The sequence below is a fragment of the Polaribacter septentrionalilitoris genome (assembly GCF_009832745.1).
GTDB lineage: Bacteria > Bacteroidota > Bacteroidia > Flavobacteriales > Flavobacteriaceae > Polaribacter > Polaribacter septentrionalilitoris.
In genome coordinates, this window is the sequence record NZ_VRMJ01000041.1 from 74183 (window position 1) to 87961 (window position 13779).

The 13779-nt window shown below is 30.9% G+C and carries 10 protein-coding genes; 3 read left to right on the top strand and 7 right to left on the bottom strand.

Translation table 11 applies throughout. The annotated features are described in order from the left end of the window. Position 1 precedes the first annotated feature (1 nt). On the top strand, positions 2-1609 hold the full coding sequence (locus FP421_RS10540) for a LysM peptidoglycan-binding domain-containing protein (protein WP_236548099.1): 1608 nt from the start codon (positions 2-4) through the stop codon (positions 1607-1609). A gap of 64 nt (positions 1610-1673) precedes the next feature. Here the strand turns inward: FP421_RS10540 and FP421_RS10545 are convergent, their stop codons facing one another. Continuing rightward, on the bottom strand, positions 1674-2189 hold the full coding sequence (locus FP421_RS10545; RefSeq protein WP_159950400.1) for a DUF2892 domain-containing protein: 516 nt from the start codon (positions 2187-2189) through the stop codon (positions 1674-1676). 132 nt (positions 2190-2321) lie between these two features. Beyond that, a complete protein-coding gene (ccsA, locus tag FP421_RS10550) occupies positions 2322-5516 on the bottom strand; it encodes a cytochrome c biogenesis protein CcsA (RefSeq protein WP_159950402.1) in 3195 nt (1064 codons plus the stop codon). A gap of 104 nt (positions 5517-5620) precedes the next feature. Between ccsA and FP421_RS10555 the strand changes: the two genes are divergently transcribed. Then, the gene (locus FP421_RS10555; protein WP_159950404.1) at positions 5621-6184 is read left to right on the top strand and encodes a hypothetical protein; all 564 of its coding nucleotides are present in this window, start codon (positions 5621-5623) and stop codon (positions 6182-6184) included. A gap of 7 nt (positions 6185-6191) precedes the next feature. Here FP421_RS10555 and FP421_RS10560 read toward each other — a convergent pair whose 3' ends face one another. The 4 genes from FP421_RS10560 to lysS all read right to left on the bottom strand — a co-directional run bounded on the left by FP421_RS10560 (position 6192) and on the right by lysS (position 12596). Further along, a complete protein-coding gene (locus FP421_RS10560) occupies positions 6192-7712 on the bottom strand; it encodes a GH3 family domain-containing protein (RefSeq protein ID WP_159950406.1) in 1521 nt (506 codons plus the stop codon). A 121-nt stretch (positions 7713-7833) separates the two neighbouring features. After that, a complete protein-coding gene (pulA, locus tag FP421_RS10565; RefSeq protein WP_159950408.1) occupies positions 7834-9822 on the bottom strand; it encodes a type I pullulanase in 1989 nt (662 codons plus the stop codon). Between the two features lie 60 nt (positions 9823-9882). Then, entirely contained in the window at positions 9883-10800 is a 918-nt protein-coding gene (locus FP421_RS10570; RefSeq protein ID WP_159950410.1) for a glutaminase, read from the bottom strand. A gap of 98 nt (positions 10801-10898) precedes the next feature. Continuing rightward, the gene (gene lysS / locus FP421_RS10575) at positions 10899-12596 is read right to left on the bottom strand and encodes a lysine--tRNA ligase (RefSeq protein WP_159950412.1); all 1698 of its coding nucleotides are present in this window, start codon (positions 12594-12596) and stop codon (positions 10899-10901) included. Positions 12597-13004: 408 nt separating this feature from the next. Between lysS and FP421_RS10580 the strand changes: the two genes are divergently transcribed. Continuing rightward, positions 13005-13259 (top strand): hypothetical protein, encoded by a 255-nt coding sequence (locus FP421_RS10580; protein WP_159950414.1) that lies wholly within the window; start codon positions 13005-13007, stop codon positions 13257-13259. A gap of 3 nt (positions 13260-13262) precedes the next feature. On the opposite strand, the gene FP421_RS10585 is transcribed toward FP421_RS10580, so the two are convergent. After that, positions 13263-13763, bottom strand: a complete 501-nt coding sequence (locus FP421_RS10585) for a DUF456 domain-containing protein (RefSeq protein WP_159950416.1) — start codon at positions 13761-13763, stop codon at positions 13263-13265. Positions 13764-13779 lie beyond the last annotated feature (16 nt).

A 13779-nucleotide genomic window follows, 5' to 3' on the forward strand; every position in this document is an offset into this window, starting at 1 on the left:
TATGAAACATTTTCAATTTTTTGTTTTTCTGTGTTTTTTAACATTTTCGGTCTCTTGTGGACAGCAAAAAAAATACATTCAATATAAAGTAAAAGAAGGCGAAACAATGCGAAACATAGCTAAGAAATTAGATATGAAAACCAAAGATTTGCTCAGATTAAATCCGGATGTTGATAGAAGACCAGTTGCAAATACAGTAATTGTTATTCCAAATAAACAGTTTAAAAGTGTTGTTGATACAAAAAATGAGGGTACTCTTGATGAAGTAAAAAAAAGTGATGGTAAAAAAACAGATGAAGTTAAAGAAGATGAAGAAGAAGCCTTAGCTGAAATTAAAAAGAACTTTGTAGTTTATGAAGTAAAAAAAGGGGATACCTTTTATAGTTTAACCCGTTTTTATAATGTAACTCAGCATGATTTGGTAGCCTTAAATCCTGAGTTGTCAGAAGGGTTAAAAACAGGTCAAATCATTAAAATTAAAGCAATTAAAAATGAAACAGAATCTGAAGTTACCATTTATGAAGATGTTATAGAAGAGGATGTTTCTTTAAAAGTAGCTTTGTTATTGCCTTTCTTAACCAAAGAAAATGATACTTTAGAAGCAGAAGAATTATTTCCAAGAAGTCGATTGGCAAATATTGTTACAGATTTTTATTTAGGATCAGAAATTGCAATTGATTCTCTCAGAAAACAAGGAGTGCAAATTCAATTGAATGTATACGATACAGGAAGAAATAGCACAAAACTAGATTCAATAGTGAAAGCTACCAATTTAGATGATAATGATGTAATCATTGGACCTTTATATTCTGAAGAGACTCAGTTTTTAGCAAAAAAAGTGAGCATTCCAATCGTTTTTCCTGTTTATTCTAAAAATCAATCGAAGTTTTCTTCATCAAAATTGATCAAAACATCACCAGAGAAAAATGTTTTTAAAGAGGAACTGATTACATTTTTAAAAGACAGTCTTACCAACCAAAATATTATTGTAGTAGGTGATGGTAAATCTGCATCAAACATTTCTGTAAACTCTATAAAGCAATCCTTAGAAAGTCACGATTCTGTTTCAATAGTGCACGTTGTAAAGCCTAAAGATGGATATATTCCTAGAGAACGTTTTACAACTGTTTTTAAGAATGATACTAAAAACTGGATTTTAATGGCAACAGACAATAACGTTATTGTTTCTGATGCAATTAATAGTGTAAATAGTTTGGCAGATTCTTTGCAGATGCGAGTTTTTGCATATAACAAAAGTAGGGCGTATGATAAAGTTGACAATCTAAAATTAGCTAGGGTTAATTTTACGTATGTAAGCGATCAATATGTAGATGAAGATTCGCCATTAACAAAAGCATTCAATGCGCAATATAGGTCTAAAAACAAAGCATTACCTTCTTTTTATGCAACAAAAGGTTTTGATATTACCTATGATATTTTAATGCGATTAGCATCAGGGAATTTCTTAAAATCCACCTTTAGAGATGGAGCATCTTATCGAATAGAAAGTAAGTACGATTACGATACCAAACTTTTTGGAATCACAGAAAACAAAGGCTTATTTATTGTAAAGTATAATAAAGACCTAAGTCTTACAAGACTCAAATAAAACATATTTCAACATAAAAAAATCCGCTATCAGCAGATTTTTTTATGTTTGATAATGACGAAAATTAAATTTTCTTCATTTGTTGTTTCATCATCTGCATTTGCTCTTTTAGCATTCCGTGTTTGTCTAATTTTTTTGCTTCTGCCATTAAATTAGTTGCTTCACGTTTACGTCTTTTGGTCATTGCAATTCCTGCCAATTGTAATTTAGCCATCGCTAAATCATGGTCCATCGCTAACCCTAATCTTACAGCTTTACGTAAAAATTTTTCAGCTTGCGTAATGTTAGTCTGACTTAACATAATTCCGTGTAAATAGTTGTAGTAGCCTTGTTGTTTAACGGTTAACGCAGCTTCTGGGTTTTTTATGTAACTCAACCACTTTTTAGTACCTTCAAAATTTTGTTTACGCAATTGTAGAAAAGCCAATAAAATAAACTCATTTTTAAAATAAAATAAGACAAAAATTCCAGCTAATAATAAGATGGAAATTCCGTTCATAATATTTCCTTGACTAAACTCATACACAGACCAAACTGTAATTAAAACTGCTAATACTAATTTTATATTTTTATTGAACATTCTTTTTTTATTTTTCTCATCGAAAACTATCGAGAGGTTGTTTTAATTTGAAAAGCAAAAATACATTTTCTTGCTAAATTTTATCGTTACTTCAGATGAAATTTCTAAAATCTAAAATTTTCTTTTAAGGAATTACTTCTTATAATATTTCTTGTGTTTTACGTAAGCTAAAGTTCCTAAAATAGCAACAAAACCAATGGAATAATACACAGAACTTGGGGTAATTACTCTGTCACCACTAGCATAAGAATGCAACCCAGATAAGTAAAAATTAACACCAAAATAGGTCATCATAATAGATGCATACGCAATGATAGACCATAAATTAAACGTAAATCTACCTCGTAAACCTGGGATTAAACGCATGTGCAACACAAACGCATACACCATAATAGAAATTAAAGCCCAAGTTTCTTTTGGATCCCAGCCCCAATAACGTCCCCAACTTTCATTTGCCCACATACCACCTAAGAAATTTCCAATAGTTAGCATAATCAAACCAACAGTTAACGCCATTTCATTGATAATGGTAATCTCTTTGATGTTGATTTCCATTTTCTTTTTATTGTCCTTATTGGTAAATATCATTAAGAATAAGGCAAAAATCCCTAGAATCATACCTAATGAAAACGGACCGTAACTGGCAACAATAATAGATACATGCACCAATAACCACCAAGAATTTAATACCGGTTGCAAGTTTGCAATCTCAGGATCTAACCAGTTTTGATGCGCAAATGCTAGAATAATAGCAGTTAAAAATGTAGTTGCAGTAATGGTTAATGATGATTTCCTTCCGAAGAATAAACCAAATAACATGGTTGCCCAAGCTACATATATAATAGATTCGTAAGCATTACTCCAAGGTGCATTTCCGCTAATATACCATCTAGCTCCTAAACTGAATGTATGCAAAATGAATAGAGCAATGACTAAACCTATCAATATTTTTACCAATAGATCTACCCATTTTTTAGTATTAAAAATTTGAATGAATACAAACAGAATTAATAATACACTTACAAAACCATAATAAGTCGCTAGTTTTTGGAAAGGTTGAATCTTATTGTAAGAAATTTCTAAATCAATTTTTTCTTCATTAGGATAAACCTCTGATCCAAACTTCTTTTGAAACTTTTTAATTCCATCTAAAATTTGATTGGCTTTGGTATAATCTCCTGATTTTTTACCTTCTTGTAAAAAGTTGATATACACAGGTAAAGATTGACGAACAAAAACAGAGTCTGTACCTTTAAAATTAGCAGTAGAGCTTTCTGGTAATGAAACCCATTTATTGTTTTCATCATTCGGAATAGGGTAAATTCTTAAAATTCCTCCACCAATGGCACTATACAATAAACCAACTCTTCTGTCAATTTTAATTAAATCTTTTTCAAACTTATTCTGAACATTTTTCTTCTGAGCTTCAGCAACTTGTTCTCTAATTTTATATTCACCTCTTGGGGTTATAAAATCCGATAATCGTGCATATTCAGCAGAAACAGGCAAACTCAGTACTTCTCTAATTTTAGTGTTTCCTTTCTCTAAATAGATAACAGGAACTTCAAACCAAAACCTTGAATTTTCTACAATTGAAAGTAAAATTTGACTTGGAGACATGTCTTTGAATTTCTCAGTCTGACTTACTTTTCTAACCAATTCTGAAGCAAAAGTATGCGCAGGTTTCATTCGTCCACCAGCATCTTGTATGACTAATCTGTTAAACTTTTCTGCATGGTCTTTATCAACTAAATTAGCTTTTAAAATAGAGTCTATTTGTTGCTCTGTAATTCTAGTTTGTTGATGGTTAATTGTTTGCTTTTCTGTAGTATGATTGTGTCCATCATGTTCATCATGAACATGTTCTTGAGCAAAAGCTAGTGTACTCAAAGATAAAAATACAACTGTGGCTAACTTTGCCTTTTTCTTTCTGATTTTTTTCAAGCCTTTTTTCAAATCATCAAAACGAGTGAATTTTGCAAAAAGAATACAGATTAAGCCTGTGTATAAAAGAGAATACCCTAAATAAGTAACAAAAGTTCCTAAGAAATCATGATTTACTGATAAGTGAGTTTCTTCTACAGGACCAGATAAATCATAACTAGACTGAAAGAATTTGTAACCTTTATGGTCTAAAATATGATTCATAAAAATGCGATAATCAAATGTTTCTTTTGGGTCGATTACAGTAACTTCACTAGCATAAGAAGCTGCACTTTCTGAACCTGGATATTTTTCTAATTGAAAGTCATTTAACTTTACAGAAAAAGGGGTTTCTAAAATTTTTGCACCATACAGCATTCTAAAATTTAAACCTCCCACAGAAACTTCTTTTGAACCTTGAGAGTTGAATTTTCCTCCTTTTAATTCTACTCTCTTACTTTCTCCATTACTTTTTACATCAACAATAATAACATCTAAACTTTTATCATTTTTTGGTCCGCTTATGGTTTTCATAATCCCTTTTTCAGCAGGTCTTGGCACTACAAATTGCAATCCAGCTACGTTATGTAGTGTCAAAAATTGAAAATTCTGAATGGAATCTTTCGTGATTTTTCCACGTTTTTGATCTGCCATTCGCAACCAATCTCCATTTTCTTTAGTGATGATTTTTAAGTTTCCATCTTTTTTGGTGAAATTAATAGAAGCATTGTTATCAGTAGCTTCAAAACCAACTAAAACTCCGTGAATGTTTTGGAGGGTTCCTTTTTTAATCCAATGTTCATGACGAGTACCATCTGTAGATTCTACAAAAAATAGGTGTTCAACTCCGTTTTCATCTTCTACTAATTTTTTTTCTGCCCACGGAATATAATCAACCAATTCAAAACTAAAATCTTGAGTTTTCTCTTTGGATTTAAAACTATCTGAATAAGACCAAGAGTTTTTACCCCAAGCAGAAAGTAATAATGGTTTGTTAATTTCTGGCTTTTGTAATTTTCCATCATCCACAATAGCATTTAAATAGGTGGTTTCAGATAGAAATTTATTGGTGGTTTCCCCTTCTTTAATCAACATGATTCCTTCATAACCAATGTAACGTGTAATTCCAGCACCTATCAAAATAAACAAAAATGCCAAATGAAACATTAACACTGCCCATTTTTCTTTTTTGTACAATCTATATCTAAAAATATTACCAAAAAAATTAATGACAAAAAACACCATTATGAGCTCAAACCACCAAGCATTATACACCAAAGCTTTTGAGGTTTGTGTACCAAAATCATTTTCAATAAAAGTAGCTACACCCATTGCAGTTGCAAATAAGATAAAAAGTACAGCCATTAAACGTGTAGAATAGAGGAGGTTAAGAATTTTTTTCATCCTAAAATTAAGGTTTTTTAAAAGAGTTACAAATTTAAGCATAAAAGCACAGATAACCTTTGCCCTTATAGTATATTTAATTGTTAAAATCTAGATAATTATATATGACAAACAATAAAATAATACCAAAAATATTAAGAGAAAGAGTTAAAGTTGCCTTAGATTTTTACCCTCAATTAAAAGATGTTTGTATCGAGTTTAAGGTGAAGAAGAACATCAAAAAATCTACAATGCAAGCAAGACCTACTTTTGATAGTTTTTTTAAAACACGAAAAAAAAGGAAATATTTAATCTTAATTAGTAAACGATTTAAGATTTCAGGAAAAGAGTTTTCTACTTTAGATATTCCTGATGATATTTTTATTGGTTGGATTGGTCATGAGTTAGGGCATATTATGGATTATCAAAATAGAAGTAGGTGGAATTTGATTTGGTTTGGGATTCAATATTTGTTTTCAGAAAATCATATTATAGACGCTGAAAGAGCAGCAGATCGTTTTGCGGTACAACATAACATGGAAGATTATATTTTAAAGACAAAAAACTTTATTTTAAATCATGCTGATATTACTGAAGTTTATAAAAATAGGATGAAAAGGTATTACTTATCACCAGAAGAGATTATGCTTTTAGTAAAAAAAAGAGATACAGTTAAAGAATCGCTTTAGTAAAATATTACTTCTTTAGAAATTTCTCCCATTCTGTAAACTTTTTCTCTTTCATTACACGTTCCATTTTTACTTGTCCACCTTTCTTTTTGTTCTTATCGCTCCAATCGTAAAACTTTTCTACAGGAATCACTTTTACTTTTACACCTTTTAGGGCTTTACTTCTTGCTACTTTGTAGTTTTTATTTGCTTCTTTTAAGTAGGTGTCTAATACTTTTGCAATCTCTTTTTCATCAGAAGAAACCTCAGAACCTAAATACCATGAATGGTAAAACTCTCCATCTTCAAAACGTTTTGCACAGATGGTATATTCTGATATTTTAGTAGAAAATTTCTCTTCTAAATGCTGAATTGCGTCGTCCATTTTATTTACAGAAAGTTGAGAACCTACAGTATTTAAAAAGAATTTTGTTCTACCCGTAATTTTTATTTCAGCTTTTTCAATGTTGGTAAATGTAATTGTATCTCCAATCAAATACCTCCAAGCACCAGAAACGGTACTCATAATTAAAATATAATCTTTGTCAAGTTGAACATCTTTAATAGAAACAGAAGGAGCATCTTTCTTTAAAGAACCATCTTCTTTAATATAATCTGGATGCATAGGCACAAATTCGAAATAAATACCATTGTCTGTGTTCAGTTGCATTGCGTCTGTTTCTGGTCTTATTTGTGTGGCAATATATCCTTCTGAAGCTAAATAGGTGTCTATTACTGTAACAGGTTTTCCTAAAAGCGAATTAAAACTTTTTTCATAAGGTGCAAAAGCCACACCCCCAGAAGTATATACTTTTAAATTAGGCCAGATTTCGTGAATGTGTTTTAAATTATGATATTCAATGACTTCTTTAAGCATCAATTCTATCCAAGCAGGAATACCACTTAACGCACCAATATCCCAGTTTTTAGCATTTTTTACGATGTATAAAACACGTGTGTCCCAATCATCAATTTTTGCAATATCTTCTCCAGGTTTGTAGTATCCTTTAAACCAAAAAGGAATGTTGCTTGCACTAATTCCGCTAATTTCTCCTTCTAGATGGTTGTTGTTTTCTTCTAAATCTGTTGAGCTTCCCAACATCATAATTTCTTTTTCAAAAAAATCTGCAGGCAAATCAAAATGATTTAAGGACAATACCTGTTTTATTCCAGCATTTCTTATAGCATCAACCATAGCATCTGTTACAGGAATTCTTTTACTCTTTTTACCTGTAGTTCCAGAACTTAAAGCAAAATAAGATGGAGTTCCTGGCCAAGTAACATTGGTTTCTCCTTGGTGTAATTTGCTCCACCATTTTTCATCAATCTTATGATAATCAAAATACGGAACTGTGTCTGCAAAAGATGCTGATACATCATTACTTGATAAAATTCGTTCAAAGTGATGTTTTTTACCAAATTGAGTGTCTTTTGCTGTTTGTAGTAAGTTTTTTAATACGTTCTCTTGAGCTTCAATATGATTTGTTTCTGATGAAAGTGTATCCGTTAAATTAATTACTCCTTTAATAATGTTTCCTAAAATAGCCATATAATGTTGATTTTATACAAAGTTGCTATTTATATGGATGTAAGCTTAACGCAATTCAATTAATTTTGAATTCATTTAAGATTTGTGAAGTAGTTTTTAAAATATTTATTGGGTCTCTAATTTACTTTTGATATAAAATTACCATTGAAATTCTAGGGATACTAATTTTATTAGAAACTGTTTCTTGTCCATTAAAATAGAAGTCATCTTCTAAAACTGCAATATGCCAAGTTTTTTCTAACTTGTAATTAATAGAATTTGTTTTGGCATTAAAAATGATTAAAATGTCTTTCCAAGAATCTTTGTTTGCATTGTTTTTAAGTTGATAAGCAACTAACCCATCTTCTGATGTTAAAAACACCAAATTCTCTTGAATCATTTTTGCAGTTGGCATTCTAAACGCTGGATGTTGTTTTCTTATTTTGATGAGGTTTTGATAATAGGTAACAACATCAGCATTATTTACTTTTAAACTCCAATCAATTTGATTGATGGAATCTGGAGATTTATACGAATTGTGTTCCCCAGATTTAGTACGCATCATTTCTGAACCTGCATGTAAAAAAGGAGTTCCTTGTGATGTTAAAACAATAGCAGTAGCCAATTTATGCATTGCTTTTATTTCTATTTCTGATGCATTTGGTTTTGATACTTTGAGTTTGTCAAACAACGTATGATTATCATGACAAGACACATAATTGATGGCTTGCCAAGGTTGGTTTGCCCAAGGTTCATTTGAATAATTTACATTTTTATACGCTATTTGAGGATGATTTATTGAACCAACAATCCCAAATTTTATAGATTCTTCTTTGTCTTTTGCGCCACTCACAAAGCCTGTACTTTTATCATCAAAAACAGAACCTTTAATTCCGTCTCTAATGTCATCAGAAAAAGCAGCAATTTGAGGCATTTGAAGCGTATGTTTTTTTAACGCTCTTTTTGGTTCAGGAAGTGGAGAATCTCCTGCTGTCCAACCTTCGCCATAAATTAAAGCATTTGGGTTTATTTTTTTGACTTCATCTGCAAGCAAATTCATGGTTTTGATATCGTGAATACCCATTAAATCAAACCTGAAGCCATCTAAATGATATTCTTTGGTCCAATATTTTACAGATTCAATCATAAATTTTCGCATCATTTTTCGTTCTGAAGCTGTTTCATTACCACAAGCTGCTGCATCAGAATACGCTCCGTTTTCTTTAAATCTGTAATAATATTTAGGATTTTCTAAATTAAAATTTGAATGTTCTGTTCTTCCTGTATGGTTGTAAACGACATCTAAAATAACGCCAATTCCTGCCTCATGAAATGCCTTTACCATTGTTTTAAATTCTTTGATTCTTACTTCAGCATCAAAAGGATTTGTAGCAAAAGAACCTTCAGGAACATTATAATTTTTAGGGTCATAGCCCCAATTGAATTGTGGTTTATCTAATTGAGTTTCATCAATAGCATAATGATCAAAAGTGGGTAATAAATGCACATGAGTAATGCCCATTTCTTTAATATGGTCAATTGCTGTGGAAACATTTAGATTGGTTTTTGTGCCACTTTCTACCAAACCTAAATATTTTCCTGGATAAGAAGAATTGGCTTCTTTTTGAATGGTAAGATCTCTAATGTGTAATTCGTAAATAATAGCATCATTAGGAGATTTTAAACTCACATATTCATCATTTTTCCATCCTTTAGGATTGGTTTTTTCAAAATCTAAAACCATTGCACGATTTCCATTCACGCCAACTGCTTGTGCATAAATCCCTGGCGTTTCTGCCAACCATTCGTCATTTATATATACTTGATAGGTATAGTATATTCCGTTTAAATCTCTTTTGATGGTTTTAGACCAAACTCCATTTTCATCATCTTGTAAAACATGAGTCTCAAAAACATCAGAATTATCTCCAGTTTTGTAGAAATTTAATTTTACTGCAGTAGCTGTTGGAGACCAGATCTTAAAAGTTGTGGCTTCTTTAGAATAAGCCAACCATAAGTTTTTTTTGGTTGTTGGGTAATCATCAAAAGAAGAAAATACAGTTGTTCTTTTTGAACAGGATGTAATAAGCATAGTTAATAATAAGAATGATAAAATTGTATTGACTTTCATATCATGGAATTAGAATGAAAGTAGAAAGTTCATCATTTTTATTGAAATGACCAATTAAAACTAAAAAATAGAAGATTCAGTTGCTGTTGTAAATTGTTCTAAAAATAGCATGCCTTTGTAGGAATTTCCTTTTTTATTCAATTTTGGGCTCCAAACTGTGATACAAAATTCATCTGGATGTATAGCTATAATGCCACCACCAACTCCAGATTTACCTGGCAACCCTACTCTAAATGCAAATTCGCCAGATTCGTCATAAAAACCACAGGTTAACAAAATAGCATTGATTCTTTTGGCTTGACTCATCGTTAAAACTCTTTTTCCTTTTTGGGTGATAAAATGATCATCTGCAAGAAAAAGAAAAATTTCAGAAACTTCTTTACAAGTCATTTCTAAAGCACAAGTATAAAAGTAGAAATCTAAAACAATATCAATATCGTTTTTAATATTTCCAAAAGATTTGATAAAATTACACAAAGCAATATTTCTATAACCAGAACTTTTTTCTGATTGTGCTACTTTTTCATCGTACTTTAAATGAGGATTGTTAGAAATTTCTTTGCAAAATGCTAAAAAATCTTCTTTTGGATGTTGCAAATGACTGATTAAAATATCGCAAACCACAATTGCCCCAGCATTGATAAAAGGATTTCTTGGAATCCCTAAATCTGCTTCTAATTGCAATAAAGAATTGAACGGATTTCCAGAAGGTTCTACATCAACTCTTTTCCATAGTTTTTCACCTTCTAATTGATAGGCTAAGGTTAAGGTTAGTATTTTAGAGATACTTTGAATCGAGAATTTTTTATCAGAATCTCCAATGCCAAATGAATTTCTATCAATTGTAGTAATATGAACACCAAAATTAGAGTCAGAAACATTGGCAAGTTCTGGTATGTAATTGGCAACTTTTCCAATATCATTAACGTTTTTTAAATCTGAATAAATCTCTGTTATTATTTTATGATAGTTTTTCATTGACGCTATTTGTTTTATCAAAATTATTGGAATTTTATGGAATAAAAAAAGGAACTACATTGCTGTAATTCCTTTTTAATATTTTAAAAGTTTTGATTTTATAAAGCTTCCACAAATAAACCTTCGTCTGTTTTAGAAACTTTTGCAACCTCTTTTTTAGTCAACCCTTTAATGGTTTTATCCCATTTTTTATTAGACAAACCAGATTGTGTTTTTAAGACGGATAATTCAATTTTTTCTACTTTTGATAATATTGCTAAAACAGCAACTTCATCATCATTCAATTCTACTGCAGGAGCTTTCTTTTCTGGTCTCATTTGAGGAAAGAATAACACCTCTTGAATGGATTGATTGTTGGTTAAGAACATGATTAATCTGTCCATTCCAATTCCCATTCCTGATGTAGGAGGCATACCATATTCTAAAGCACGTAAAAAATCGTGATCAATGAACTCTGTAGCTTCATCATCTCCTTTTTGTGCTAATTTTAATTGATGCTCAAAACGCTCACGTTGATCAATTGGGTCGTTCAACTCAGAATATGCATTTGCAATTTCTTTACCACAAACCATCAACTCAAAACGCTCTGTTAATTCAGGGTTTGTTCTGTGTTCTTTACATAAAGGACTCATTTCCTTTGGGTAATCTGTAATAAATGTTGGTTGAATGTAATTTCCTTCACATTTTTCTCCGAAAATTTCATCAATTAACTTTCCTTTCCCCATGGTTTCATCAACCTCAATGTGCATTGATTTTGCAGCAGCTCTAATTTCATCTTCAGTTTTGTCATAAATATCAAAACCCGTGAATTCTAAAATCGAATCACGCATTGTAATTCTTTTATAAGGCGCTTTAAAATCAATCTTATGTTCTCCAAAAGTTGCTTCAGAAGTTCCATTAACTGCAATGGCACAATGCTCTAAAAGTTGCTCACAGAAATCCATCATCCAGTTGTAATCTTTGTAAGAAACATAGATTTCCATGGCTGTAAATTCTGGATTGTGTGTTCTGTCCATTCCTTCATTTCTGAAGTTTTTCGAGAATTCATATACACCATCAAAACCACCAACAATTAAACGTTTTAAGTACAATTCGTTAGCAATTCTCATATATAATGGAATGTCTAAAGAATTGTGATGCGTAATAAAAGGTCTTGCTGCTGCACCACCTGGAATAGGTTGCAAAACAGGAGTTTCTACTTCAAAATATCCAGCATCATTGAAAAAAGAACGCATTGCGTTGAATAATTTTGTACGCTTTACAAATACTTCTTTTACATGTGGATTCACCACTAAGTCTGCATAACGTTGTCTGTAACGCATTTCTGGATCGTTAAACGCATCAAAAGTATTTCCATCTGCATCAACCTTTGGTAATGGTAAAGGTTTTAATGCCTTAGATAGCAATTTAAAATCGTTAACCATCACTGTTTTTTCACCTACTTTAGTCGTGAATAGCGTACCTTCAATACCGATAAAATCACCAATATCTAGCAATTTTTTATACACATCATTGTATAAAGTTTTGTCTTCTCCAGTACAAATTTCATCACGATTAAAATAAACTTGAATTCTACCTTCACCATCTTGTAACTCAGCAAAAGAAGCTTTTCCTTGAATTCTTCTAGACATTAATCTCCCTGCAATAATTACCTGTTTTCCTTCAGAAAAGTCCTGTTTTATTTTCTTTGAATCTGAATCAATTGGAAATAAATCTGCAGGATAAGGGTTGATGCCCAAATTGCGTAATTTTGCTAACTTTTCTCTACGTACAACTTCTTGTTCTGATAATTGCATTTGCTCTAGAATTTCTTATGTTTATTAAAGTTTGCAAAGATACAATGCTTTGTATGAATAAGCAATTAGGAAAATTGTAAAAAGAAATATATTTATTTGCGAATAATAGAAAACCATGTATATTTGCACATCACTTTTTGTTAGAGTGATACTAGTTGTGTTGTTTTGACACTTTAGAAAAAGTGTCTTGGTTTTGTTAACCAATGGAAAGCTTCCCTTAGATGGGACGCTTTTTTTTTGTCTTTTTTTAAAAGTTTTATCTTTTTTATTTTAAAAATTCTGCTGATTTAATTCTTTGTTTCTTTTACAAAATATATTCAGAGTTTAGGGTTTTGGAATTTATTCTGTTTGTTAAATTTTTGAATAATTCATAAAATTTTACGATATTTAGGAATAAACCAATTTATTATGGATGATAAAACTAGAAAAAGATTAGATACAATGAATTCTGTTTTGATAAAAATGGAGGACATTAAAAACTCGCAACAAAGTTTAATTGAAAAAGTAGGACAAGTAGAAGTTGCTCTTTTTGATATCCAATCTGAAACATTAGACAAAGAGCTAGACAAGGTAATGGGTAATGCCAGTAAATCTTTTGATATTATTAAAGATGCAATAGAAGCTTTTGAAATGAAAAGAAATAGAATTGAAAATGAAGCTTAGTTTCTAAAAGAAACCTTCTTTTGCCTCCCAAAATTTAATTATAAATAGTACTACATAAACTACAGAAACAGAAAACTTTATGGTTGCAGATGTTAGAAAACCTAAAAATGCACCAAAAGAAGCTTTAATGGCTCTGTTTGTGTCTTTGCTATCGTACAATAGTTCTCCAATTAAAGCACCAAAAAAAGCACCAATTAAAATTCCAAATGGAATAGGGGATAGCAACCCTACTATTAAACCTATAGTTGTTCCATACACTCCATATTTACTTCCACCAAAACGTTTTGTTCCCATAGCAGGAATAAAATAATCAAGAATCCAGATAAGTATTGCAATTGCTAGTGTAATTGATAAAAATATCCAATTCATTGGGATAACAGTTGTAAAGTGTAAAACCAACAAACCAAACCAACTTGTTAACGGTCCAGGAAGAATAGGTAGAAAGGAACCTATGATGCCCAAAACCACTAAAACAAATCCAAGAAGTAATAAAAATATATCCATAGTTTATTTACTAACA

Bases quoted from the DNA above. Each gene is read 5' to 3' on its own strand.
- FP421_RS10570 (WP_159950410.1), bottom strand. From the start codon at position 10,800: ATGAAAAACTATCATAAAATAATAACAGAGATTTATTCAGATTTAAAA.
- FP421_RS10580 (WP_159950414.1), top strand. From the start codon at position 13,005: ATGGATGATAAAACTAGAAAAAGATTAGATACAATGAATTCTGTTTTG.
- FP421_RS10540 (WP_236548099.1), top strand. From the start codon at position 2: ATGAAACATTTTCAATTTTTTGTTTTTCTGTGTTTTTTAACATTTTCG.
- pulA (WP_159950408.1), bottom strand. From the start codon at position 9,822: ATGAAAGTCAATACAATTTTATCATTCTTATTATTAACTATGCTTATT.
- FP421_RS10555 (WP_159950404.1), top strand. From the start codon at position 5,621: ATGACAAACAATAAAATAATACCAAAAATATTAAGAGAAAGAGTTAAA.
- ccsA (WP_159950402.1), bottom strand. From the start codon at position 5,516: ATGAAAAAAATTCTTAACCTCCTCTATTCTACACGTTTAATGGCTGTA.
- lysS (WP_159950412.1), bottom strand. From the start codon at position 12,596: ATGCAATTATCAGAACAAGAAGTTGTACGTAGAGAAAAGTTAGCAAAA.
- FP421_RS10585 (WP_159950416.1), bottom strand. From the start codon at position 13,763: ATGGATATATTTTTATTACTTCTTGGATTTGTTTTAGTGGTTTTGGGC.
- FP421_RS10560 (WP_159950406.1), bottom strand. From the start codon at position 7,712: ATGGCTATTTTAGGAAACATTATTAAAGGAGTAATTAATTTAACGGAT.
- FP421_RS10545 (WP_159950400.1), bottom strand. From the start codon at position 2,189: ATGTTCAATAAAAATATAAAATTAGTATTAGCAGTTTTAATTACAGTT.